The following is a 22,226-nucleotide window of genomic DNA, read 5'->3' on the forward strand; positions in this document are numbered from 1 at the left end:
CATCACCACCAACCATGTCCATGCAAGGCAAGACTGCCCTCATGCTCTTCGGTGCCCTCGCAATACTGGGCCACTGCGCCGGTATGGCCACCGACGTGTATTCGGGATTCGCCGCCGGCGTGCGCATCGGCCTTGTGAGTGCCACTTCCCTGTCGTTCGAACACGTGGCACCGCTGTTCCAGGCGATCTCGCTGGCCGATGCCCGCACGGGCCATTATCTGGCAGTGCTGTTCATCCCGTTGGGTATTTTCGGCGTTCTGCAGATCTTCGCGGCCCTCAACCCACGTCAGCACCCGGAGACCTACGCACTCCTGCTGTTCGGGATACTGACCGTAGTCCACGGGATGTTCTTTCACGGTAGCCTGGCGTTCGTGGCCGGCGCATTACAGACGGAGTCCGAGCTGCTGCCTTACTTCAATTCGCTGAGCCAGCCGTTCGGAAAGCTGCTCCTGGCAGGCGACGTTCTCGTCTCGGGAATATTCGTGCTTATCGCGGCGTTCCGGGTCACCGTCTTTCCACGCCTCTTCGCTCTCTGGAATCCGGTGCTGATCCAGGCCGCACTCCTGATGCTGATCGCCCTGGCACCGTATCCGCTGGACCATCTGCTGTGGCTCACGCTGTTCAATGCGTCGCTCGCGCTCTGGTATCTCGGCACCACGATCGTGATCGGCAAGAGCGCCTCTCCGGACCTGCCGGACACCCTGCGGCCGACCTGAAATACCCTGAGTCCCAACCCTCCACGGCTTTTACTGACGGCCACTTACGGAAACCCGTATTGAACTGCCGCCCCGCTCGGCTATCCTCATGCGGGTTTACGGCTCCGGGAAACGCACCGAGGTTCTGACGTGGCCAAGACGCTGCTGCTGTATTTCAGTCTGTACGGGCACACCCGCCGCATCGCCGAGCGCATCCGCGACCGCATGGCGGAGCTGGGCGAGGACGTGGACGCGGTCTCGCTGCTCGAGAACCCGGATGTGGACCCCACGCAGTACGAGCGCATCATCCTCGGCGCCTGCATTCGCAACGGCAAGCACAAGCCGCCGGTGTGGGATTTCATCCGCAGGTACAAGCCCCTGCTGGACGAGCGGCCGAGCGCCTTCTTCTCCGTGAACCTGGTGGCAAGAAAGCCTGAGAAGAACACGCCGGAGACGAACCCGTACACGAAGCAGTTCGTGCAGAAGAGTCCCTGGCAGCCGGATCTACTGGGCGTGTTCGCCGGGGATCTCGACTACCAGCGCTACGGCACCATGGACCGCAACATCATCCGCTTCATCATGTGGATCACGAAGGGCCCGACGGATCCGCAGACGAAGGAGCAGTACACGGACTGGGCAGTGGTGGACCGCTTCGCCGAGCAGGCCGCCGCCCTCGGCAAGGCCGAGGCCGCCTGAGCCCTCGCGTCCGCCGTTGCGCCGGGTACTCGACAAGCTTGCCGACAGCCAGCACCTGGTGTTGCTGCTGCTCTCCCTCTGGCTGGTACTGACCAGCCCCTGGATCACGATGCGCAAGGGCATCCCGGAGTCCGCCGGCTTCCTGGACTACGCCCACATCGCGCTGGGCCTCGTGCTGGTGCCGCTGGGGCTTGCCTATTTCGCCACCAACACGCTGGGCGGCCGCTGGCGGGATTATTTCCCCTGGCTCGCCGGCAATTTCGCGGAGGTGAAGCGCGATGTCGTCGGCATCCCGAAGGGCCGGCTGCCCCAGCCGGGCGGCGCCGGGCTGTTTTCGCTGATCGAGGGCCTGGTGCTGGTGCTGCTGGTGGCCACCGCGCTTACGGGGCTCGGCTGGTTCGTGCTGGAAGGCTCGCGGGCTGCGATGGCCTGGCGGGACTGGCACATCGTGACCGCGGACGCCCTGGTGGTGGGCATGATCGTGCACGCGGTGGCCGCCTCGCTCCATCTGCTGGAGTTTCTGCTCGAATAGCGTTCGCCCGCGGTGGCAGGCATTGCCGGCTCGTGTCAGCCTCTGGCGGAGCGCCCGTCTAGGGCGGGCAGACGGCGTCCGGGCCGGTGACGATGTTGTCCACGCCTAGCACGCTGGCGAAGCCTCCCGGATCCTGGTCGGGGTCGAGCCGCACGTCCACCCAGTACGTGGTGGCCTCCCGGGTCTGCGGTACCACCTCGGCGTCCAGCCCCAAGTCGAGAGCCTGCTGCTGGAGTCGCTCGGCCCGCTCCTCGTCACTGAAGAGTCCCAGCGAGATGGTGCGCTCGCCGTCGTCCTCGGGCATGGGGTAAGCGTCCTCGAAGCCCGCCTCCTGCAGCACGGCCACCTGGCGGTTGGCCTCCTCCCGGCTCGGGATGTTGCGGATCTGCACCCAGTGGCCCAGGAAGACCTCTTCGCTGGCACTGCGCAGGCCCGCTTCGCCGCCGAGGTCGCGCACCCGGGCGACGACGTCCTCTCCCGTCTCGGCGCTGCCGAAGGGGCCCATGCTGATGCAGACGTCCGTGGCCGGGGCGGCGGCTTCGGCAGTTTCGGCAGATTGCCGGGCCGGTGCCGGCGCCGCCGGCTCTTCTGCGGTGAAGTCGGTATCCGGCGCGGCATCGGCAGAGGGAACGATGGGCCGACCGGCCATGCCGGACTCGCCGGCCGCCGTTGCTCCCCCGGAGGACGCGGGCGCCAGTTCCAGCGTGGGGCCGAGATCGGACGCCCGGAAGCGGGTGGCGCCCTCGGAAGGCGGTTCCGCCACCCACTGGTTCCAGGCGAAGAAGATGACGTTGGCCAGCGCGAGCAGGAGAACGAGGTTTCTCATTCCGCCCCCGCGAGCGCCGCGAGGCCCTCGAGTACCAGGTCCGGCCGGTTCTCCACCGTGTAGTGCCACTGGCGCTGGATGCGCCGCGCATCCCCGCCCGTCAGCAGGATACGGGGTACCTGATCGATGCCCTCGACCACGCGGCAGGCCCGCTCCATGGCGCCGCAGACGGCCGCCAGCGCACCGCTGCGCACGGCCTGGTCCGTGTTGCGGCCGAACAGGTTCTCCGGCTCCGGGTCGTCCGCGCCGGCGCCGTCGGTGCCGATACCGCTGGTGGCCGTGTCGAGCACCCGGCCCATGAGCGTGAGGCCGAGCAGGATGAGGCCGCCCAGGTGTTTGCCGGAGGAGTCGATGGCATCCAGGGTGGTGGCGGTGCCGGCGTCCACCACCAGCAGCGCTTCGTCCGGGTAGCGGCTCCAGGCGCCCACGCAGGCCGCCCAGCGGTCCACGCCCAGCCGGGCGGGCTCGTCGTAACCGTTGGTGAAGCCGCAGGCCTCGGCGCGGCTGGTGGCGAAGTCGATGTCGATGCCGGCCCTCTCGTCGATGGCGCGGGAGAGATCCGCGGCCACCCGCCGGCCGGCCACGTTGGCCGCGACGACGCGGTCGATGTCGTCGGGCAGCGTGTCCAGCACGGCGGCGTAGTTGTCCGACTCGCATTCCTTGTGGGTGCGGTAGCCGGCGCCGGCCACCTCGCCGGAGGCCGTGAGGACGCCCCACTTGAGGCGGGTGTTGCCGATGTCGAAGAGGGCGGTGCTCATCAGTTTCCGGTGCCCGGGGCGGGACGGCGGCAGCGCAGGATATCACCGGCGATGATACGCCGCTGCCCGTCCGGCGTGTCCACCAGCAACGCACCGCCGGTATCGATGCCGGCGGCCACGCCGCGCGCTTCGCCGTCGGCATCACGCACGGTCACCTCGCTGCCGCGCAGCCAGTCGCGGCGCTGCCAGCGCTCGGCGAAGGGCGCGAATCCCTCGGCCTCGTAGGCGTCGAAAGCGCCCTGCAGGGCGTCGATCAGCGCCGCCGCCAGGTGGTTGCGTGCCGGCAGCGGTTCCAGCACTTCGGCCAGCGCGGCGGGACCCCGGCCCCAGCCGATGTCGCCGGGCGGCACGAACCCCGCCGGCAGCGAGACGTTGATGCCGATGCCCACCACCACATGCATGGCGGCGCCGGCGCGGCCGGCGATCTCCGAGAGGATGCCGCCCAGCTTGCCGTCGATCAGTACCAGATCGTTGGGCCACTTCAGCCGGATGTCCGCCGCGCCGGACGACTCCAGCGCCTCGGCGGCGGCGGTGCCGCAGGCCAGCGTCAGGGCGGAGATGCCGTCGGCGGGCACGGTGACCGCGCGGGCCACGGACAGGCACAGGCCGTGGCCCGGCGGGATGTCCCACTGGCGGCCCCGCCGGCCGCGGCCCTTCGACTGGAAGTCGGCGACGGCGGCGGCCAGGCGCCCCGCCGCGGGCGGCGTCTGCCCGGCCAGCCAGTCGTTGGTGGAGTCGATGGTGTCGAAGACGTCCAGGTGCTCGAGCCAGGCCTCGCTGCCACCGGGCAGGGCGTCACGGATGCCTTCCTCGTCGAGGGGATCGGGGGTCGGCATGGAGGGTCAGGCTTCCGGGCCGGAGCGCGGACGGAAGATCATCAGGCGCTCGTTGCGGTTCTCGTTGCCGGCCCGCATGCGCGCGATGTTGGAGCGATGGGTCCAGAGCATGAACAGCGCGGCGATCAGCGCGAATATCACGAAGGGACGGCCGGCCGGCCCGGGGCTGGTGGCGATCATCAGCGCCGCGCTCCAGGCAGTGATCATGGTGGCGAGCCCCACGTAGCCGCTGAGCACGATGACGCCCAGCCAGACGAGGATCAGCGGCAGCAGGAGGACGGGGGCGAGCACGCCGAAGGCGCCCACCAGCGTCGCCGCGCCCTTGCCGCCGCGGAAGCGGTGCCAGACCGGATAGACGTGGCCCACCACGGCAGCGCCGGCACACGACAGTGTGAGCCAGTGGCGGTTCACGACGGGGTCGAGGCCGACGCCCGGGATATCGAGCCCCGGTATGACGCCCGCGGCCAGCACGCCCTTGCCCACGTCCACGACAATCACGCCGAGGGCGAACAACTTGCCCTGGGTGCGCAGCGCGTTGGTGCCGCCCACGTTGCCGCTGCCCACGCTGGCGAGATCTACGCCACCCCGCAGCCGCCCCATGAGCACGCCGCCCATGATCGAGCCCAGGAAGTAGGCGATGAGTACCTTCAGTCCGAGTTCCAGCATACGAGTGATCTGGTGTGCGGCCCGCGGCATCGGGGCCGGTGGAATTGTATCACCCGCCCCCGGCCGGCTGCGGCTCGCGGCGCGGACGCGAGCCCATGAAGATGGCCGCCAGCGCGATGGCGGCGCCGGCCATCTCGGTAGCGCTCACCACCCGGCCGAACAGCAGGATCTCCCACACGTAGGAGAGCAGCGGCTGCAGCAACAGCGAGATGCCCACCACCGCGGTGGACACCCGGGACAGGCTGCCGGCGATCAGCAGCCAGCCGAGCACGTGGGAGAGCACGCCGTAGCACACCAGCCAGCCGGCATCGGCAGCGCTGGGCACGGCGAAGGACTCACCCTCCGCCAGCACCATGGCACCGAGGACGGCGGCACACACCAGCGACATGACTGCGATCTCCGCCCGCGGCAGCACGTGACCGCTCTCCGCCTGGGCGCGGCGCAGCGACAGGAGGTAACCGGTGTAGCTGGCCGCGGTCGCCAGCCCGAAGACGACGCCCAGCCGGTATTCCGGGCTCAGCACGCTCCAGTCCACGCCCACCACCAGCGCGAGTCCCACCATGGCGACCGGGATTGCGATCAGCTGCCAGACGCTCGCCCGCTGGCCGAGGAAGATGATGCCCACGGCGGTCATGGCGAACACCTGGAAGTTGGCCAGCAGCGTGGATAGCCCGGGCCCCACGTAGAGCACGCTGCGGTGCCAGAACCACAGATCCAGCGCGAAGAACACGGCCGCGGCGACGATGGCGACGAAGGCCACCCGGTTGAAGCGGAAACTGCGCCCGGTGGCGGCGATGAACACCGTGAGCGCGATGCCGCCGATCAGCATGCGGTAGAAGGCGCTCGCCGTCGGCGCCACGTCCACCAGCGCCACCCACACCGGGGAGAAGCTGATCAGCGTCGCGCCCAGGAAAATGCGGGCTCGAGGCGGTATCAGCGGCACGGGGCGGGCCCTGTCTGGCGGGTGAGCGGCATAGGATCCTCTGCAAGCACGAGGGCTGGCATTCTAAAGAGCGGACGCCGGCCCGGCCATGGCCGCGATGAACGGGTACGGCAGCCTCGGGTTTCGGCTCTGTCTTGTATTTAGATGTTTCTCGAAATATCATAACACCATGAAGCAACAGTCCGTCTTCAAGGCCCTGGCGGATCCCACCCGCCGCTCCATCCTGCGGCGGCTGCGCAAGGGCTCGAAGACGGCGGGCGAACTGGCCGAGGCGTTCCCCATCACCCGCGCCTCGCTGTCGCACCACTTCGGCATCCTGAAGGCCGCCGATCTGGTGCGCACGGAACGCCGCGGCCAGCACATCGTCTACTCCCTGAACGCCTCGGTGATGGAGGAGGTGGCGGCGCTGTTCATGGACCTGTTCGGGTCCGACGGCAGCCCGGATGGAAACGGCGGCGACCATGACAAGGAGACCGAACGCTCATGACCCAACGCCTGGCCGACTGGCTCAGCATCCTGCTGATCGCATTCTCGTTCGCATTCGCGGCGGTAATGTACCCGTCCCTGCCCGAGCTGATCCCCACTCACTGGAACGCGGCGGGAGACGTCGACAGCTACACACCCAAGCCCTGGGGCGTCTTCCTGCTGCCCGCCGTCGCATGGCTGGTGTTCGTGCTCATGAAGCTGATACCGGTGATCTCGCCGAAGGGCTTCCGCACCGATCAGTTCATGGAGGTGGTGCGGCTGTTCCAAATCGTACTCGTGGCCTTCATCGTCGTACTCACCGTGGCAACGCTGCTCTATGCAGCCGGCTTTCAGGTGGCCATGCCCCGTTTCATCACGGGCGCGCTGGGCGTGTTGTTCGTGATACTCGGCAATTATCTCGGCAAGGTGCGCAAGAACTTCTTCATCGGCATCCGCACGCCCTGGACGCTGGCGAGCAGCGAGGTGTGGGCACGCACCCACCGGCTGGCGGCGTGGCTGTTTACGCTGGCCGGCATCGCCGCGCTCATGAGCGCCCTGTATCTGCCGGGCCTGCGGGTGGCGGTGGCGGGCGCCCTCATCGCCGGCTTCGCGCCGGTGATCTACTCCTTCCTGCTGTACCGGCAACTGGAGGGGTTCGAGCCCGAGGACGAGGACGAAGACGCCGCCTGAGCCGGCTCAGCGCCCCAGCCAGTCCCGCCGCCGCGTCAGCACGGCGTCGTCCGCCTCCTCGTTCAGGGTCAGGTAACAGGTGTCCGCCGGCGCCTCCGCCAGCGTGATGGGGAAGGTGAGCAGTTCGTCCTGGCGGAACACGGTCAGCTCCGCCGTGTCGCCGGCGCGGTAGCCGCGGAGCAGAACCGGCATTGACGCAGGCGTGGCGCGGAGCCCGTCCAGGGCCACCAGCTCGTCACCGGCGGCCACCCCGGCACGCTGCAGGGGGCCGTCCGCCAGCACCACGGCCAGACGGGTGCGCTCGCCCTCGGACGACATCCGGCCGCCCAGCCAGGGCAGCGGCTGGGGGTTGTTCTGCGACGGCTTGCCGCCCGCATCGCCGCCGCCGGTCGCCTTGCGCAGGTGATAGCCCACCCCCATCGTGGCCAGCAGTTCGTCCAGCGGCGGGTCCCCGGTGCCGCGCACGTAACGCTCGAAGAATTCACCCAGGTCGAGGCCGCTGAGCTCCTCGGCGATGGACTCCAGTGCCCGCTCCGGCATACCGGCGCCGGTCTCCCCGTAGCGCCGCCAACACTCGCGCATCACCACGTCCAGGTTGCAGCCGCCGGTCTCCGCGCGCAGCTTCAGGTCGAGCGCGAGCGCCACCAGCGAGCCCTTGGTGTAGTAGCTGATGATGCTGTTCGGGCCGTTCTCGTCCTGCTTGTACAGCTTCGTCCAGGCGTCGAAGCTCGACGCCTCGATGCTCTGCAGGCGCCGTCCCGGCGTGCGCAGCACCTTGGTGATGGTCTGGCCCAGCAGTTCCAGGTAGCCGGCGGCGTCGACGAGGCCCGAGCGCACGAGCGCCAGGTCGTCGTAGTAAGAGGTGATGCCCTCGAACACCCACAGCAGGCCGGTGTGCGACTCGGCGGTGAGGTCGTACGGGGTGAAGGCGGCCGGCTTCATGCGCTTGACGTTCCACAGGTGAAAGTACTCGTGGCTCACCAGGCCGAGGAAGCGCCGATAGCCTTCGCTCACCCGCTCCTCGCCGGCCCGCGGCAGGTCGGAGCGCTTGCACACCAGGCTAGACGACCAGCGGTGTTCCAGGCCGCCGTAGCCATCGCTCATGCAGTAGAGCAGGAAGACGTAGCGGTCGAGATCTTCCGGCGCGCCGAGCAGGCGGTGATGCTCCGCGCAGGCGCGCTCCATGTCCCGGCACAGCCGCTCCAGGTCGAACCGGCGGGCGCCGCGCACGGCGATGGCGTGGGGGATGCCATCCACGGCGAACTCGCCGATGGTGAGATCGCCGATCTCGAACGGGTGGTCGATGAGCTCGTCGTAGTCGTCCGCCGCGAAGGTGCCGTAGCCCCAGTCCTCGCCGCTTACCCGACGCATGGCCGAGGCAAGCCGCCAGTGGTCACCGATACCGTCCGGCGGCGGCCGCACCTCGAGGCGGACCGGCCGGTCCTCGCGGCCCTCGGCGACCAGGAACACGCAGGGACCATTGAAATAGGCGTGTGTGGTATCCAGATGAGCGCCGCGCACGGACAGGTCCCAGGCGTAGACCAGGGTGGTCACCGTCAGCGCGCCCCGGCAGGGCGCGGCCCGCCAGGTGGTCTTGTCGACTTTCTCCAGCGCCACGGGCCGGTCTTCCGCCTCCGCCTCGATGGAGACGATGTGGCGGGCGTAGTCGCGGATCATGTAGCTGCCCGGTATCCACGCCGGCATGGAGAACACCTGGCCGGCCGGGTCGGGGTCGGCGACCGTCACGCTCACCCGGTACAGATGGGCGCCCGGCTCGGCCGGGGTAATGGTATAGCGAACGGCCTCGGGGGCGGCCTCGGACATGGGACCTCCTGGTGGTTCTCGTCTCAGCGGCGGCGGGGCTCGGAGAGCTTCAGCGTCAGGCACTTGGCCGAGCCGCCGGCCTTCAGGAATTCGGACAGATCGATCTCGTTCACCTCGAAGCCGAGGCGCATCAGCCGCGCCTTCAGCGGGTTCGACGCCTTGTGCACGAAGATCTGGTCGTCCACGTTCACCGCATTGCAGGCGAAGTTACCGGCATCCAGCGTGTCGGCGACGATGCGCTTGTGGTCCGGCACCCGGCTCTCGATGGCCACCCGGGAATCGTAGTCGAAGGCCGGCGGGTGGTAGAGCAGGAAGCCTTCGCTCAGCGGGCAGAGGCAGGTGTCGATGTGATAGAAGCGCGAGTCGGTGAGGCGGATGGAGACCAGCTCCCGGTCGAAGAAGCGGTCGATGTGCTCGTGGGCCTCGATCTCGGTGCGGAAGCCGTAGCCGGTCCACAGCCACGGCCCGCCCCGGTCCAGCAGGCAGTCGCCGGCGCCCTCGAAGCCGATGTCCTCGGGCAGGTCGTACAGCTCGTAGCCGTGGTCGCGGAACCAGCGCTTGAAATGGGGCTCCTCCGGCCGGCGTTCCTTCGGCATGAAGTGGCTGGCGACGGCCTTCTCGCCGAAGACCACACCCGCGTTGGCGGTGAACACCATGTCCGGCAGCCCGGGCTGAGCTTCCATCACCTCGATGTCGGCATACTCGGACAGCGCGTCACGCAGGTTCTCCCACTGCCGCCGGGCCTTCTCCGGCTCCAGCGCCCCCTCGTTGCCCGCCATCCAGGGGTTGATGACGTAGTCCACCGTGAAGTAGTCCGGCGGACACATGAGTATGCGGTCGCGTGTCTTGCTCATAAGGACTCGGTTTCGCGTCAGCGCCGCGGCAGGTGGACGGCGGCCAGCATGCAGCGGGCGCTGCCGCCGGCGCTCGTCTCGATGTGGTCCAGCGGCGCGCTGACGATGCGCGCGTAATCCCCGATGGCGGCCAGCTGCTCTGCGGTGAGGCTGCGCCGGGCCTGTTCCGACATGACGAGGAGCCGGCCCCCTTCCCGATTGCGCAATTCGAGCATGTTACCGGCAAACGCCATGACCTGCGCGAGGGAGAGCTCGAGCACCGTGCGCCTGCCCTCCGCGAGCGCGGCCAGCAGCGCCTCGCGCTGCTCCGCGTCACGCACGGACTCGGCGCAGACCGCAGCCATGCGCTCGCCCACCCACATCATGACGTTGGTGTGGTAGATGGGTTCGCCGTCGGCGTCCACGGCCTCGAAGCTCAGCACCTCGTAACGGAGTCGGCGGGCGAACTCCCCCAGCGGGCCCGCGTGGGTGCGGGACGACCGGCAGGCGTAGGCCCGGTGCCGGGCGCGGTCCAGCACCAGGCTGCCGGTCCCCTCCAGGAAGTGGCCGGCGTCCTCGTGACGGGTGAGATCGATCACCTGGTCCACCCGGTAGCCGAGCTCCCGGTCGAACGCCTCCACCACGTCCCGGCGCCGTTCCGGGCGCCGGTTCGGTGCTTCCATGGGATACACCACGGCCGTGCCGTCGGAGTGGAAGCTCACCCAGTTGTTCGGGAACACGGAGTCCGGCGTGTGCGGCTCCGGCGTGTCGTCGAAGACGTGCACGGCCACGCCGGCGGCCTCCAGCGCCGCGCGCAGCCCCTCGAACTCGGCCAGCGCCCGCTCCTGGGCGGTGTCCGCCGGCACCACGGGGGCCTCCGCCTGGAACTTGTTCGACTCCGCGGTCAGCGGATTGGTCTGGAAGCGGACCGGCCGGATCATCAGGACCGCGTCCGCCGACTGCGCTTCACTCACGATGCACTCTCCCCACCCGGCGCCCGGCAGCGCCCGGGTGCTATGCTCGCCCCTCGAGGCCGCTCAGATTGCCTGCCGAACCCTGGCATGACAACAGTGATACGACCCGCCATGAAAAGAATACTCCTCTCCCCCGGCCCCGTGCTGCTGATCTGGCTCGGGGTCGTGATCGGCATCTCGTTCATCGAGGCGCCGGTGAAATTCACCGCGCCGACCCTCACACGGCCCGTCGCCTTCGACGTGGGCCGCGTGGTGTTCACGGCGCTGAACCGCACGGAACTCGTGCTGTTCGCGATGACCGTGGTGCTGGGTCTGGTCGCCGAGCGGCGCCGGCTGTTCTGGATCACCGCCGCGGTACTCGCGGCGATGCTGGCGGCCCAGACCCTGTGGCTGCTGCCCGAACTCGTGGCCCGCTCCGAGATGGTCATCGCCGGCAGCGAACCGCCGCCGTCCGCCGCCCACGGTGTCTACGCGGCCATCGAGGTCACCAAGGCGCTGCTGCTGGCCTGGCTGGGCGTCTATGCGCTGGCCGGTGCCGCGACCGCAGGCGCAGCAGCCGCCGTGACCGGACGCGCCCCGGACGGCTGACCGGACTCAGACCTTCGTGCCGGGCCGCGCGGAGACGGCCTCGTGCCAGCGACGCAGATTGTCGGCGCCCTCCGGCAGGGGCAGCTTGATCCAGCCCGCGAAGTCCACGGTGACCAGCGCGGTGATGTCGGCCACGGTGAAGACGTCACCCGCCACGTATTCCCGCCCGGCGAGTTCGTCGTCGAGGCGGGTGAAGAACAACTCCGCCCGGCGCCGCCCGCGCGGCACCAGCTCGGCGATCTGCTCGAAACCCTCGGGGCCGGTCAGCGCCCGGCCCGCGAAACCCCGCGAACGGTTGCGGAAGGCTTCGGCAATCGCGCTCAGGCCCTGGGCCTCCACCTTCGCGTTCCACTGGGTGACCAGCGCCCGTTCCCGGTCGTCCCGGCCCATCAGCGGCGGATCCGGGTAGACGGATTCCAGGTACTGGCAGATGGCGAAGGACTCGGTCAGCATCGTGCCATCGTCCAGTTCCAGCGCGGGCACCGTGCAATCCGGATTGATGGCGCGGAACTCGTCGCGCAGGTGTTCGCCGGCGCCCAGGTCCACCTGCACCGTCGGCAGCTCGATGCCCTTCTCCGCCAGATATATCCGCACCCGCCGGGGGCTCGGCGCCGACTGGCAATCGTAGAACTTCATGGTATCCCTCCCCTCGTCTCGCCGACCGCGGCCCAGTACTATTGCCGGGAACGCCCGGCCATGCGTGGCGCGCATTATGGCGCCGCCCCGGGTCAACCTCCAGCAATGCCCTGCACGGGCCGACAACGACCGCAGGGAAGCCGCTGCCCATGAACCGGCCCGCAACGGACGACACGCACGACCATGACTCCGCCGACAGCGGTGGCGGCGACGACGGGCGCCCCGCCGAAGCGGGCGCGCAGCGGGCGCTGCGCGAGGCCGAGGAACGCTGGCAGCGGCTCTACGACAACGTCCCGGCCGGGCTGTTCGAGCTGGACGCCCGCGGCCACATCACCCGCATGAACCCGGCGGTGCGCGCGATGCTCGGCGACGCCGACCCGGCCGCCCTGCAGCGCCGCCTCGCGCAGGGCCGGGTCTTCCGCCATCGCCATCAGTTGCTGGCGTGGCTGCGGGCGCTGACCCGGGGCGAGACCGTGCGCGGCATGGAACTCGCGCTCGCCCACGTCGACGGCGGCGCGGTGCACGTGATGGCGGCGTGTGCCCCGGTGCGCGACGCCCGGGGCATGCTGAGTGGCTACGAAGGCATGTTCACCGACATCACGGAGATGAAGGCACTGCAGCAGCAGTTCGTGCTGGCGCAGAAGATGGAAGCCGTCGGTCAGCTCACCGGTGGCATCGCCCACGACTTCAACAACCTGCTCTCCATCATCAACGGCAACCTGTACCTGGCCGAGCAGGAGCTGGGGGCGGGGCATCCCCTCGCAGCGCTGCTCGCGGCGACGCGCAAGGCGTCGCGGCAGGGTGCCGACCTCACCCGCAGCCTGCTCGCCTTCGCCCGCCGCGAGACGCCCGAACCCGAGCGCATCGACCTGGACGAGCGCATCGGCGCGCTGCGACCGCTGCTGGAGCGGGCGCTGGAAAGCGGCATCGAGCTCCGGATCTGCCCGGCGGGGAGGCCGGCGCCGGTGTGGCTGGATGCGGCCGGCTTCGAGAGCGCGCTGTTGAACCTGGCCATCAACGCGCGGGACGCCATGCCCGAGGGCGGCGTGTTCTCACTCGCCGTCGAGGCGGACGGCAACGTGACCGGCGACGGCAGCAGCGACCGACCGCCGGGCTGGCTCGTCACCGTGGCCGACACCGGCACGGGCATGAGCGAGGAAGTGTGCCGCCGCGCCCTCGAGCCGTTCTTCACCACCAAGCCCGAGGGCAGCGGCCTGGGTCTGGCCATGGTCCAGCGCTTCGCCGGGGCTGCCGGCGGACGCCTGGCCCTGGACAGCCGCCCCGGCGAGGGTACGACCTTCCGGCTCTGGCTGCCCGCCGCCGACTGAGCCCACAGATCTGCGAGAATCCCCGAAAATGCGACATCGGTCCGGTCCGGCCGACCGGTGTGTGTCCATAATCCCATCGGTAGCCCCGCCGGATTATGGCAAAGCTCGGCCGCACCGCCGGCCTGAGAGATAGGCAGGGGACAGGCAAGAGACAGGGACGATGGAGCCAACAGGCAAGCAACAGCCCAACCGGCCGCCCAACCGGTTACTGATCGTCGACGATGAGGACCAGATCTGCGCCGTCGTGACCGCCGTGGCCGAAGAAGTCGGCTTCGCCGTGGCGGCCTGCGCCTCCGCGGACGAGTTCCGGCGCCTGTACGCCGAGGTGGACCCCACCGTGATCGTGCTGGACCTCAGCATCCGCGGCGGCGACGGTGTGGAGCTCATGCGCTTCCTGGCGGAGCAGGAGTCCCGCGCCGGGGTCGTGCTGATGAGCGGCGCCGAGATGCGCACGCTCTCCGCCGCCGAGCGGGTGGGAGCCGCCAGCGGGCTGACCATGCTGGCCTCCATACAGAAGCCGTTCGAGCCCGAGCCGTTCCGCGAGACACTCAGGAACGCCCGCGGGGCCACCGAACCGATTACCGCAGACGCCATCCGCGACGGCCTCGCGGCCGGCGAGTTCACCGCCCACTACCTGCCGATCGCCCAGCACAAGGCGGACGGCAGCTGGCGCATCGCCTCCGTGGAGGCCCTGGTACGGTGGAAGCACCCCCAGCGCCAGGAGATCGTCTACCCCAGCGAGTTCATGCAGATCGCCGAGCATGCAGGCCTCGCCACCCATATCACCGACTTCGTGCTGCAGCGTTCCGTGGAACAGGCGCGGGTCTGGCACCAGAGCGGTGTGCAGATCGGCGTCGCCGTGAACTTCAACGTAGGCCTGCTCGCCGACCTCGAGGTGCCGGACCGCCTCGAACTCCTGCTGCGGGAGTATGAACTGGACCCCCGCTACCTCACGCTGGAGTTCACCGAGATCGCGCCGCTGGAAGAGCCGCGCATGATGATCGACATCATGACGCGCCTGCGGCTGAAGGGCTTCCGCCTCTCGCTGGACGACTTCGGCACCGGTTATTCCTCTTTCACCCAGCTCACCCGCATGCCCTTCAACGAAGTGAAGCTGGACCGCTCGCTGATGGAAGACGTGCCCGGTCGGCCGGAGTCCGAGACCATCCTGCGGGCGCTGGTGCAGCTGGGCCAGACGCTCGGCATCACCGTCTGCGCCGAGGGCATCGACCGGGAAGACCTGCTGCAGTTCCTGAAAGACCTCGGCTGCAACCGGCTGCAGGGCCATCTCATCTCGCGCGCCCTGTCCTCCGGCGAAATGCAGGAGTTCTATCACCGCTGGAACGGCGAGAGCCTGGCTGCCTGACCGGCAGACCTCCCGACCCACAATCCCGGCCCCTGATCCCCGCAGCGCTGCAACCGGCGCCGGACTGTGGTGGAATACATCGCCTGGGGACAATGAGGGGAAACCGTGAAGGAAGAAGCAAGGACGCTTTCGGGGACGGGCGGGCCTGACCTCCATCTCTACGTCTGGCACCCGGACGAGGACAAGAGCAACGGCGACGCCGTGCAGATCATCCACGGGCTCGGGGAGCATGCCGGACGCTACCGGCGTCTGGCCGCGAGCCTGACCGACGCCGGCTATCTCGTCCTCGCCCACGACCAGCGCGGCCACGGACGCACCGCCCAGCGCGGCATCCCCGGCCACTTCGCCGATCAGGCCGGCTGGGACAAGGTGGTGCAAGACGTCGAGCGGACACGCCAGGAGGCGAAGGCGCTCAGGCCCGACGGCCGCCTGATCCTGCTCGGCCACAGCATGGGTTCCTACGTCGCGCAGAGCTACGCGCTGCGCCATCCGGTGAGCATGGACGCACTGGTGCTGTCCGGCTCCACCTTCGCCTCCCGCCTCCAGCTGCGGATCTTCCGCATCGTCGCCGCCATCGAGAAGCTGCGCCAGGGCTCCACCGGCCGCAGCCGGCTGCTGGACAAGCTCAGCTTCGGCGCGTTCAACAAGGAGTTCCGGCCGGCACGCACCGACTTCGACTGGCTGTCACGGGACGAGGCCGAAGTGGATGCCTACGTGACCGACCCGCTCTGCGGCGGACAGTCCACCAACCAGCTCTGGCGCGATCTCACCGGCGGCCTGATGGAGATCTCCTCCGTCCCGGCCCTGCGCCAGCTGCCTGCCAGCCTGCCCGTCTACATCCTGGGCGGCGAGAAGGACCCGGTGGGCGGCGCGAAGGGCCTCACCCGGCTCCACGATGCCTACCGGGAGGCAGGGCTCGCCGGCACGACCCTGCGGCTCTATCCGGACGGGCGTCACGAGATGTTCAACGAGACCAATCGGGACGAGGTCACCGCCGATCTTCTGGCCTGGCTGCGCTCGCCCTGGCAAGCGAAGCGGTAAGGGGTATCACCCCTCCGGCGGGTCTGCCGGATAACGGTGGACGCCGCCGCGGTAGTCCCGCACCTGCCACTCCGACGTGGCCTCGTCGCGCTCGGCCCAGGACGGGCCCAGCGGCGACTTGCCGGCACCGCCGGGGATATCCAGCACGTAGGCCGGCTGGCACAGCCCGGACACCCGGCCCCTGAGTTCCTGCATCAGCGCACGGCCGGCCTCGATGCCGGTACGGAATCGCGCCGTGCCCGGCGCCAGGTCGCAGTGATGCAGGTAGTAGGGCCGCACCCGGTGCTCCACCAGCCGGCGGAACAGCCGCTCCAGGGTATCCGCGTCGTCGTTTACGCCGCGCAGCAGCACCGACTGGCTCATCAGCGGTATGCCGGCGTCGGCGAGCCGGGCGCAGGCCGCGAGCGCCGCCTCGTCCAGCTCGTCCGGATGATTCACGTGCAGCACCAGCCAGACCGTCTGCCGCGCCGCCCGCAGCACGTCCACCAGCTCCGGCGTGATGCGTTCCGGCGCGGCCACCGGCACCCGGCTGTGCACGCGCAGGATGCGCACGTGCTCCGCCGTCGCCAGCCCGTCGACGATCTGTCCCAGGCGTCGCGGCGAGAGGATGAGCGGGTCGCCGCCGCTCAGGATGACTTCCCATAGCCGGGGCTGCGTGCGGATGTAGCCCAGCGCGGCCGTCAGTTCCTCACGGCCGAGCAGGCCGGCGTCCGCCTGACCGACGGTCTCGCGGCGGAAGCAGTAGCGGCAATAGACCGGGCACGTGGTGGTCGGCTGCAGCAGCAGGCGATCCGGGTAACGGTGCACGATGCCTTGCACCGGACTGTGGGCGCCGTCGCCGATGGGGTCGGCCAGCTCCCCGTCGAGCGCGGTCAGCTCGTCGGGGGACGGCAGGAACTGCAGCGCCACGCCCTCCGAGCCGGCGGCGATGCGTCGCGCGACGGCAGGGGTGACGGCGACGGCATAGCGCTCGGCCACGGCCCGCAGGCCGGGCAATGCCTCGGCGGGCACGAGACCGGCCCGCGCGAGATCGTCGGCACTGGTGAGTCTCGTCACGGCCGCGCGCCTACCAGGAGTAGCGGGCCTGCAGGCTCACCTGACGCCGGGGTGCCGGCGTGCCGGGGAACTCGCGGAAGTCGCTGTTGGTGACGTTGTCGGCCACCAGGCTGAGATCGAGCCGCGCCAGCGGCCGCCAGAACAGCGCCAGGGACGCGGCGAAAGCATCGTCCGAGCCGGTGCGCAGCGGGTTGTCCGCCTGGCGCCGGAGCTCGGTGTCCATCGCCAGCCGCCAGGCCGCGGCGAAGTCGTACTCCAGCGCCACGGTCAGCCGCTGGCGGGCGTAGTTCAGCGCGTAGTAACTCGCGTCCACCGCCGCGGTGCCGTAATCCGCGTCCTTGTCCAGCCAGGCGTAGCCGGCGCGCAGCGTCAGGCGGGACCACGCGCAGGCGAGATAGAGTTCAGCGCCGAGCACCTCCACGTCCACCGGATTCGCCTGGCGGACGAAGGGTGCGCCGGAGAGGAAGGTCCAGTCGACGAGGCCGTCGTCGTCGCGGCGAAACACGGTGGCCTCGGCGCGCCAGCTCTCCGCGACGTGGGTATAGCCCAGCTCCAGCGTGCGGGCGGTCTCGCGTCCCAGCGCGGGATTGCCGCCGAACAGCCCGTCGGGGGGCGAGGCCAGGGCCGTGTAGCCCGGCACCTGGGAGGTCTCTGCCCAGGACAGCCGCCAGGTGCGCTCGGCCGCTGCGGCCTGCTGCCGCCAGGCGACGAAGGCGCTCGGCAGGAGTTCGCTGCCCTCCCGGTTGGTCCAGTCCAGCCGCGCACCCAGCCCGAACTCCAGCTCGCCGGCCCCCGCCGGCCGGGTCATCGACGGCATCAGCGCGGCGCTCGCATAGCTGCGGCTCGCGAACGGCCCCTCCGTCAGGTCCGTGGAACTGACCAGTTCGTCGGCGGTGGCCTGCAGGGAATAGCGCAGGTCCACCGCCGCGCCGTCCCGGCGGCCGTGCAGCGCGATGCCGCCGGCGCGGGTCTCGTGGTCGAAGGCGCCGGGCACGCCGGACTCCGCCGTGCGCCGGTCGAAGTCGTAGTCGTCTTCCAGGTTGCGGTACCAGGCACCCGCCTCCCACCAGCCGGTGCCCGCGGTTTCCTGGCGATGATTCAGCACGGCCAGCGTGGTCTGGGTGTGGTCGGTCTCCGGCAGGCTCGCAAAGCCCGTGTAGGCGCCGGGCCAGCCGTAGAACTTGTCCTGGTAGGCGAGCAGCAGATCCGTCTGGCCACCCGCAATGCCGCGCTGGGCGCGGAAGGCGTAACGCTCGAAATCGTGATCGCCGTTGTCCCGGCTGCCGTCGCCGCTGGAGGTGGCCACGGCGAACTCGGCGCCGATGTCGTCGGCAGCCCGAACCGCCGCGCGGGCGCTCAGGAAACGCAGTCCGTCCGTGCCGAGGCCGGCGCCGGCGTCGTAACCCGGGTCCAGGGGTGCGAACCGGTAGCCGACCGTGGCCACCGTGGAATTGAAGCCGCCCAGTGCGTTATCCGCGCCGGTCAACAGCGCCGGCGCCGTCAGCATGGCGGGCGGCGCCGGCAGCTCGGCGAAGTAGTGTCCCGTCTGCGGGTCCAGCAGGTTGACCGCGCCGAGCCGGAAACCGGTGTTCTCGAACAGGCCGCCCCGCACGCTGACGTCCGCCTGGCCCTCGGCGAGGCCCCGGGACTGCACGTCGATGCGGGGGTCGTAGCGCAGCGCCGTCACGGGCGAGGCGAAGGTGCTGGCCGGCGCCTCGAGGGCGACCCGGCGGGCGGTCACCAGGATGGTTTCCACCGTGGCGGCGCCGGCGTCGCCGCCAACGTCGGCCGCGTCACCGGCGGCCCCGGTCTCGTCGGATTCGTCCCCGGCCGCGCTCGCCGGCGGCGGAACGGCCAGCAGGCAAAGCAGGGCCGTGGAGGCAGCGGTCAGTGGTCGTAGTCTGGCTCTCATTCCGGCTTCCGGAGGAAAGCGACAGGGGATCACAGCCCCCGTTCCTGCGCAAGCGGCGGCGCATGTTAGGCTGACGGGCACAGTGACAACGGATCAAAGGAGACCCGGATGGCCAGTATCCTGATCACCGGTGCAAACCGGGGTATCGGACTCGAACTCTGCCGTCAGCTCAAGGAGCGCGGTGACGACGTGATCGCCGTCTGCCGCAGCCCGAGCCCGGAGCTGGAGCAGCTCGGCGTCGAGATCATCGAGCACATCGATGTGGCCAGCGACGACAACGTGGAGCAGCTGCGCTACGCGCTGGAAGGCCGCCAGATCGACGTGCTGATCAACAACGCCGGCATGCTCAGACCCGACGATATCGACACCGTGCAGTACGACGACATGGTGAAACTGTTCCAGGTGAATACCCTCGGACCGCTGCGGGTCACCCGGGCGCTGCTGGACAACCTGCAGGGAGGCTCCAAAGTGGCCATCGTCTCGAGCCGCGTGGGCTCCATCGGCGACAACGGCTCCGGCAACAACTATGCCTACCGCACCTCCAAGGCCGCCGTGAACATGGTGGGCAAGAACCTGAGCCACGACCTCAAGCCCCGTGGCATCCCGGTGGCACTGCTGCACCCGGGCATGGTCGCCACCGAAATGACCGGCGGCCGCGGTATCGCGCCCGAGAAGGCGGCCGCAGGCCTCATCCAGCGCATCGACGAGCTGAACCTGGACAACACAGGCAGCTTCTGGCACGCCGAGGGCGAAGAGCTCCCCTGGTAGGAGGGCTGTAGGAGGGCCTTCAGGCCCGATTCGTTGTCGGGGCTAAAGCCCCTCCTACTGGGTGATCGGGCCTGAAGGCCCTCCTACGGGGTTCTCTATCAGTACGGGGCGGCGCCCGTGATGGCATGGTAGAGCATGTTCAGCCCCGGGTTGAAGCAGCCGTCGCCGTGGACGTGGTCCCTGCCGGGCACCAGCTGTTGGTGCGGCTCGTCGTGCAGGGTGACGCCGAACAGCGCGGGAGAGACACGGGAAGCGGCCTGCTCCGCGCGCTCGTAGATGGTCTCGTCTTCCTTGATGGTCGCCAGTACCACGAGATCGTCGATCCGATCCTCCGGCACCGTCAGCGGGTTGTCCGAGAGGATGACGAAATCGGCCAGCTTACCCGGCGTGATGCTGCCCTTGTGGCTCTCCTCGAAGTGCTGCCAGGCGGGCCAGATCGTCATCGCTTTCAGCGCAGTCTCGACCGGCACCCGGTGCATCGGACCGAGTATGTCGCCGGTCCTCGACCGGCGCGTCACCGTGGCAGACAGGACGCGCATGGAGTTGGGCAGCGCCACCGGCGCATCGTGGTGGCTGCCGAACATCATGCCCCGGTCCAGCACCCAGCCGGTCGGCGAGATGTTCTCCGCACGCTCGGGACCGAGCACCGACTCCCGGTGCCAGTCGCCCCAGTAGAAGGTGTGCATCGGGAACAGCGACGGGAAGATGTCCAGCTCGTCCAGTTCCGCGACCTGGTCGAACCGCAGTGTCTGGCCGTGGATCAGCACCGGCCGGTTGCGGGCCTCCGGGTACTTCTCCCGCGCCGAGCGGACCGCCGTGATGAACTGGTCGATGGCCGCGTCGCCGTTGGCGTGGCAGAGGATCTGCCAGCCGTTCGCGAACGCCTTCTCGACGGCCTCGACGGCAGTCTCCCCCGTGATGGCGCCATAGCCCCTGTATTCCTCCGACTGGCCTTCCGGCACCACGTGATACGGCTCCGTCAGGAAAGCGGTCTTGCCCTGGGGGGAGCCGTCGATGGTGAGCTTCGCGCCGCCGACGCGGAACCGGTTCTCGTACTGCATGGAGGGCCTGATGTCGTCCACCTCCAGGATGTCCGGATAGGCCACCAGGTCCACCAGGAGATCGCCCTTTTCGGCGACGCGACGCATGGTGTCCAGCGAATCCTGCATGGCACGGCCTTCCTGGACAGTGGTGTAGCCGAAGGACGCGGCGAGCTTCGTACCCTGGATGGTGAGGAACTCGTTCACCTCGTCATCGAACTGCGCGGCGAGCCGCGAGATCATATAGAAGAACGCGTACTCTTCCATCACGCCGTTCGGCTGATTCGATTCGGCTTCCCGCCGGAAAACGCCGCCTTCGGGATCCTTCGTCGCAGCCGTGATTCCCGCCATCTCCAGCGCCTTGGTATTGGCGACGCCGAGGTGGCCGGACTGGTGGATGATGAGGACGGGGTATTCGGTGGAAACGGCGTCCAGCTCCTGGCGGGTGGGGTGGCGCTGCTCGGCCAGCTGGGAGTCGTCATAGCCGAAGCCGGCGATCCAGCCGACCCGCTCGACGGCCGTCGGATTCTGCTCCGTCCAGTCGGTGAGCAGCTTCTGCAGCGCCGGGATGTCGCTGCCCAGGCCATCGGGCGGCGGCAACAGGTTCGCCGTGGAGGCCTGCAGCCCGATCATATAGCCGTGGCCGTGGGAGTCCACGAACCCGGGCAGCATCGTGCGGCCGGCGAGATCCACCCGGCGGGTGTCCGCCCCCGCCGTCTCCAGAACCTCTGCCTCGCTGCCCACCGCGAGGATGCGGCCGTCACGCACGGCGACGGCCTCTGCGGCAGGCTTCGCATCATCGATCGTGATGATGGTGCCGTTGTGATAGATCGTGTCTGCCGGCTCGGCGGCTACCGCCCCGGACGCGAGGATACTCGTGATGAGGGCGACGGCCCCGGCGAATCTGGTCATCCTTCATTTCCCATAATACGCAGCATGTAGAAGTGTGCGCCCTGATCGTCCTGCACGACGGTCAGACGCCCGACCGGGATCTCGAACGGCTCGGCGTGGACCGTACCGCCGAGCTCCTTCACCTTCGCGACACGGGCATCGACGTCGTCTACTGCGAAATAGACGCTCCAATGTGAAGGCATGTCGCCCCACTGCTCGTTCATCTGCAGGAGGCCGCCGTTGGTCTGGTTCCCGTTGCAGATCAGGTAGTAGGTCGTGGGGGCGTCGTCATTCAGTGTGTAGTCCCAGCCGAAAACGCCCTTGTAGAACTCCCGCGCGCCGTCGATGTCGCGGACCGCGAGTTCGTTCCAGCAGAAAGAACCGGGCTCGTTGCATTTGGCGGCTCCCTTGTGCGCGAGCGGTCGCCAGAGGCTGAGCGCGGCGCCCTCCCGATCCGTGACCACCGCCATGTGGCCGGCGTCGAATACCTGGATGGGCGGCATGGCGACCTTGCCGCCGTGCTTCTCGACGCGGCCGACCACCGCGTCGAGGTCCGCGACGGTGACGTAGCTCGACCAAACGCCGGGCACGCCCTGCTGCTGCATCTCGTCGGGCATCTGGCCGAGCCCGGCGACTTCGTCCCCGTCATGCCTGAACATGACGTAAGGCGGGCCGCCGCCGGTATCCTGCTCCTCTGCCGTCCAGTCGAACAGCTGTCCGTAGAAACGCTTCGCCCTGGCGACGTCTTTCGCCATCAGGTCGACCCAGCTGAAGGTGCCGGGTGGGTAGGTTTCGAACCGTGCCATGGTGCCCCCCGATTGTGCCTCTATTTCGAAAGTGTGCACCAGCACCGGCGGATGCG

Annotated in this window: 23 protein-coding genes; 10 read left to right on the forward strand and 13 right to left on the reverse strand. The window is 69.2% G+C overall.

Features of this window, described 5'->3' with window-relative positions; all coding sequences use genetic code 11:
• Positions 1 to 20 precede the first annotated feature (20 nt).
• From ACJMKX_RS03035 to ACJMKX_RS03045, 3 genes are all read left to right on the forward strand, one after another.
• A complete protein-coding gene (locus ACJMKX_RS03035; protein ID WP_405220853.1) occupies positions 21 to 716 on the forward strand; it encodes a hypothetical protein in 696 nt (231 codons plus the stop codon).
• Between the two features lie 129 nt (positions 717 to 845).
• Positions 846 to 1,391, forward strand: coding sequence for a menaquinone-dependent protoporphyrinogen IX dehydrogenase (gene hemG / locus ACJMKX_RS03040; RefSeq protein ID WP_405220854.1), 546 nt, complete (start codon positions 846 to 848; stop codon positions 1,389 to 1,391).
• Positions 1,392 to 1,407: 16 nt separating this feature from the next.
• A complete protein-coding gene (locus ACJMKX_RS03045) occupies positions 1,408 to 1,923 on the forward strand; it encodes a cytochrome b/b6 domain-containing protein (RefSeq protein ID WP_405220856.1) in 516 nt (171 codons plus the stop codon).
• A gap of 58 nt (positions 1,924 to 1,981) precedes the next feature.
• On the opposite strand, the gene ACJMKX_RS03050 is transcribed toward ACJMKX_RS03045, so the two are convergent.
• From ACJMKX_RS03050 to ACJMKX_RS03070, 5 genes are read right to left on the reverse strand one after another with little or no spacing between them, the layout of a single operon-like run.
• Complete coding sequence (locus ACJMKX_RS03050; protein ID WP_405220858.1) at positions 1,982 to 2,749, reverse strand: SPOR domain-containing protein; 768 nt, start codon at positions 2,747 to 2,749, stop codon at positions 1,982 to 1,984.
• Positions 2,746 to 3,507 (reverse strand): type III pantothenate kinase, encoded by a 762-nt coding sequence (locus ACJMKX_RS03055; protein WP_405220861.1) that lies wholly within the window; start codon positions 3,505 to 3,507, stop codon positions 2,746 to 2,748. The genes ACJMKX_RS03050 and ACJMKX_RS03055 overlap by 4 nt, the downstream gene beginning before the upstream one ends.
• On the reverse strand, positions 3,507 to 4,343 hold the full coding sequence (locus ACJMKX_RS03060; protein ID WP_405220864.1) for a biotin--[acetyl-CoA-carboxylase] ligase: 837 nt from the start codon (positions 4,341 to 4,343) through the stop codon (positions 3,507 to 3,509). The genes ACJMKX_RS03055 and ACJMKX_RS03060 overlap by 1 nt, the downstream gene beginning before the upstream one ends.
• Before the next feature lie 6 nt (positions 4,344 to 4,349).
• A complete protein-coding gene (locus tag ACJMKX_RS03065; protein ID WP_405220867.1) occupies positions 4,350 to 5,009 on the reverse strand; it encodes a glycerol-3-phosphate acyltransferase in 660 nt (219 codons plus the stop codon).
• Positions 5,010 to 5,058: 49 nt separating this feature from the next.
• Complete coding sequence (locus ACJMKX_RS03070) at positions 5,059 to 5,952, reverse strand: DMT family transporter (RefSeq protein ID WP_405220870.1); 894 nt, start codon at positions 5,950 to 5,952, stop codon at positions 5,059 to 5,061.
• Positions 5,953 to 6,121: 169 nt separating this feature from the next.
• Here ACJMKX_RS03070 and ACJMKX_RS03075 point away from each other — a divergent pair, with 169 nt between their 5' ends.
• Together ACJMKX_RS03075 and ACJMKX_RS03080 are read left to right on the forward strand one after the other, a co-directional pair.
• Positions 6,122 to 6,439, forward strand: a complete 318-nt coding sequence (locus tag ACJMKX_RS03075; RefSeq protein ID WP_405220873.1) for an autorepressor SdpR family transcription factor — start codon at positions 6,122 to 6,124, stop codon at positions 6,437 to 6,439.
• The gene (locus ACJMKX_RS03080) at positions 6,436 to 7,107 is read left to right on the forward strand and encodes an SdpI family protein (RefSeq protein ID WP_405220876.1); all 672 of its coding nucleotides are present in this window, start codon (positions 6,436 to 6,438) and stop codon (positions 7,105 to 7,107) included. Before ACJMKX_RS03075 ends, ACJMKX_RS03080 begins: the two co-directional genes overlap by 4 nt.
• Before the next feature lie 6 nt (positions 7,108 to 7,113).
• Here ACJMKX_RS03080 and ACJMKX_RS03085 read toward each other — a convergent pair whose 3' ends face one another.
• Genes ACJMKX_RS03085 through ctlX form a run of 3 tightly spaced genes read right to left on the reverse strand, consistent with a single transcriptional unit; the run spans position 7,114 to position 10,738 of the window.
• A complete protein-coding gene (locus ACJMKX_RS03085; protein ID WP_405220879.1) occupies positions 7,114 to 8,931 on the reverse strand; it encodes a M61 family metallopeptidase in 1,818 nt (605 codons plus the stop codon).
• A 23-nt stretch (positions 8,932 to 8,954) separates the two neighbouring features.
• Positions 8,955 to 9,785 carry a dimethylarginine dimethylaminohydrolase family protein gene (locus ACJMKX_RS03090; RefSeq protein WP_405220882.1) on the reverse strand — a complete coding sequence of 277 codons (831 nt, stop codon included), beginning with the start codon at positions 9,783 to 9,785 and terminating at the stop codon, positions 8,955 to 8,957.
• Positions 9,786 to 9,802: 17 nt separating this feature from the next.
• Positions 9,803 to 10,738, reverse strand: coding sequence for a citrulline utilization hydrolase CtlX (gene ctlX / locus ACJMKX_RS03095; protein WP_405220885.1), 936 nt, complete (start codon positions 10,736 to 10,738; stop codon positions 9,803 to 9,805).
• Positions 10,739 to 10,849: 111 nt separating this feature from the next.
• Here ctlX and ACJMKX_RS03100 point away from each other — a divergent pair, with 111 nt between their 5' ends.
• Positions 10,850 to 11,326: a hypothetical protein gene (locus ACJMKX_RS03100; RefSeq protein WP_405220888.1), complete on the forward strand. Its 477-nt coding sequence runs from the start codon at positions 10,850 to 10,852 to the stop codon at positions 11,324 to 11,326.
• Between the two features lie 6 nt (positions 11,327 to 11,332).
• Here ACJMKX_RS03100 and ACJMKX_RS03105 read toward each other — a convergent pair whose 3' ends face one another.
• The gene (locus ACJMKX_RS03105) at positions 11,333 to 11,962 is read right to left on the reverse strand and encodes a glutathione S-transferase family protein (RefSeq protein ID WP_405220890.1); all 630 of its coding nucleotides are present in this window, start codon (positions 11,960 to 11,962) and stop codon (positions 11,333 to 11,335) included.
• Positions 11,963 to 12,111: 149 nt separating this feature from the next.
• Here ACJMKX_RS03105 and ACJMKX_RS03110 point away from each other — a divergent pair, with 149 nt between their 5' ends.
• From ACJMKX_RS03110 to ACJMKX_RS03120, 3 genes are all read left to right on the forward strand, one after another.
• Positions 12,112 to 13,290 (forward strand): two-component system sensor histidine kinase NtrB, encoded by a 1,179-nt coding sequence (locus tag ACJMKX_RS03110; protein ID WP_405220893.1) that lies wholly within the window; start codon positions 12,112 to 12,114, stop codon positions 13,288 to 13,290.
• A gap of 160 nt (positions 13,291 to 13,450) precedes the next feature.
• Positions 13,451 to 14,656, forward strand: a complete 1,206-nt coding sequence (locus ACJMKX_RS03115) for an EAL domain-containing response regulator (RefSeq protein WP_405220896.1) — start codon at positions 13,451 to 13,453, stop codon at positions 14,654 to 14,656.
• A 105-nt stretch (positions 14,657 to 14,761) separates the two neighbouring features.
• Positions 14,762 to 15,697, forward strand: coding sequence for an alpha/beta hydrolase (locus tag ACJMKX_RS03120; RefSeq protein WP_405220899.1), 936 nt, complete (start codon positions 14,762 to 14,764; stop codon positions 15,695 to 15,697).
• A gap of 6 nt (positions 15,698 to 15,703) precedes the next feature.
• Here ACJMKX_RS03120 and ACJMKX_RS03125 read toward each other — a convergent pair whose 3' ends face one another.
• Positions 15,704 to 16,753, reverse strand: coding sequence for a lysine-2,3-aminomutase-like protein (locus tag ACJMKX_RS03125; protein WP_405220901.1), 1,050 nt, complete (start codon positions 16,751 to 16,753; stop codon positions 15,704 to 15,706).
• Between the two features lie 10 nt (positions 16,754 to 16,763).
• A complete protein-coding gene (locus tag ACJMKX_RS03130; protein ID WP_405220904.1) occupies positions 16,764 to 18,665 on the reverse strand; it encodes a TonB-dependent receptor domain-containing protein in 1,902 nt (633 codons plus the stop codon).
• Between the two features lie 108 nt (positions 18,666 to 18,773).
• Between ACJMKX_RS03130 and ACJMKX_RS03135 the strand changes: the two genes are divergently transcribed.
• Positions 18,774 to 19,433, forward strand: coding sequence for an SDR family oxidoreductase (locus tag ACJMKX_RS03135; protein ID WP_405220907.1), 660 nt, complete (start codon positions 18,774 to 18,776; stop codon positions 19,431 to 19,433).
• Positions 19,434 to 19,531: 98 nt separating this feature from the next.
• Here the strand turns inward: ACJMKX_RS03135 and ACJMKX_RS03140 are convergent, their stop codons facing one another.
• Both ACJMKX_RS03140 and ACJMKX_RS03145 read right to left on the reverse strand, forming a co-directional pair.
• The gene (locus tag ACJMKX_RS03140; protein WP_405220910.1) at positions 19,532 to 21,385 is read right to left on the reverse strand and encodes an amidohydrolase; all 1,854 of its coding nucleotides are present in this window, start codon (positions 21,383 to 21,385) and stop codon (positions 19,532 to 19,534) included.
• Entirely contained in the window at positions 21,382 to 22,170 is a 789-nt protein-coding gene (locus tag ACJMKX_RS03145) for a VOC family protein (RefSeq protein ID WP_405220913.1), read from the reverse strand. The genes ACJMKX_RS03140 and ACJMKX_RS03145 overlap by 4 nt, the downstream gene beginning before the upstream one ends.
• Between the last annotated feature and the right edge of the window lie 56 nt (positions 22,171 to 22,226).

The sequence above is a fragment of the Lentisalinibacter sediminis genome, assembly GCF_040706615.1.
GTDB lineage: Bacteria > Pseudomonadota > Gammaproteobacteria > Steroidobacterales > Woeseiaceae > Lentisalinibacter > Lentisalinibacter sediminis.

Excerpts from the sequence above, each read along its gene's own strand:
- ACJMKX_RS03035 (WP_405220853.1), top strand. The coding sequence starts at position 21 with ATGCAAGGCAAGACTGCCCTCATGCTCTTCGGTGCCCTCGCAATACTG.
- ACJMKX_RS03090 (WP_405220882.1), bottom strand. The coding sequence starts at position 9,785 with ATGAGCAAGACACGCGACCGCATACTCATGTGTCCGCCGGACTACTTC.
- ACJMKX_RS03100 (WP_405220888.1), top strand. The coding sequence starts at position 10,850 with ATGAAAAGAATACTCCTCTCCCCCGGCCCCGTGCTGCTGATCTGGCTC.
- ACJMKX_RS03130 (WP_405220904.1), bottom strand. The coding sequence starts at position 18,665 with ATGAGAGCCAGACTACGACCACTGACCGCTGCCTCCACGGCCCTGCTT.
- ACJMKX_RS03110 (WP_405220893.1), top strand. The coding sequence starts at position 12,112 with ATGAACCGGCCCGCAACGGACGACACGCACGACCATGACTCCGCCGAC.
- ACJMKX_RS03075 (WP_405220873.1), top strand. The coding sequence starts at position 6,122 with ATGAAGCAACAGTCCGTCTTCAAGGCCCTGGCGGATCCCACCCGCCGC.
- ACJMKX_RS03140 (WP_405220910.1), bottom strand. The coding sequence starts at position 21,385 with ATGACCAGATTCGCCGGGGCCGTCGCCCTCATCACGAGTATCCTCGCG.
- ACJMKX_RS03145 (WP_405220913.1), bottom strand. The coding sequence starts at position 22,170 with ATGGCACGGTTCGAAACCTACCCACCCGGCACCTTCAGCTGGGTCGAC.
- ACJMKX_RS03105 (WP_405220890.1), bottom strand. The coding sequence starts at position 11,962 with ATGAAGTTCTACGATTGCCAGTCGGCGCCGAGCCCCCGGCGGGTGCGG.
- ACJMKX_RS03115 (WP_405220896.1), top strand. The coding sequence starts at position 13,451 with ATGGAGCCAACAGGCAAGCAACAGCCCAACCGGCCGCCCAACCGGTTA.
- ACJMKX_RS03135 (WP_405220907.1), top strand. The coding sequence starts at position 18,774 with ATGGCCAGTATCCTGATCACCGGTGCAAACCGGGGTATCGGACTCGAA.
- ACJMKX_RS03080 (WP_405220876.1), top strand. The coding sequence starts at position 6,436 with ATGACCCAACGCCTGGCCGACTGGCTCAGCATCCTGCTGATCGCATTC.
- ACJMKX_RS03060 (WP_405220864.1), bottom strand. The coding sequence starts at position 4,343 with ATGCCGACCCCCGATCCCCTCGACGAGGAAGGCATCCGTGACGCCCTG.
- ACJMKX_RS03085 (WP_405220879.1), bottom strand. The coding sequence starts at position 8,931 with ATGTCCGAGGCCGCCCCCGAGGCCGTTCGCTATACCATTACCCCGGCC.
- ACJMKX_RS03065 (WP_405220867.1), bottom strand. The coding sequence starts at position 5,009 with ATGCTGGAACTCGGACTGAAGGTACTCATCGCCTACTTCCTGGGCTCG.
- ACJMKX_RS03055 (WP_405220861.1), bottom strand. The coding sequence starts at position 3,507 with ATGAGCACCGCCCTCTTCGACATCGGCAACACCCGCCTCAAGTGGGGC.
- ACJMKX_RS03050 (WP_405220858.1), bottom strand. The coding sequence starts at position 2,749 with ATGAGAAACCTCGTTCTCCTGCTCGCGCTGGCCAACGTCATCTTCTTC.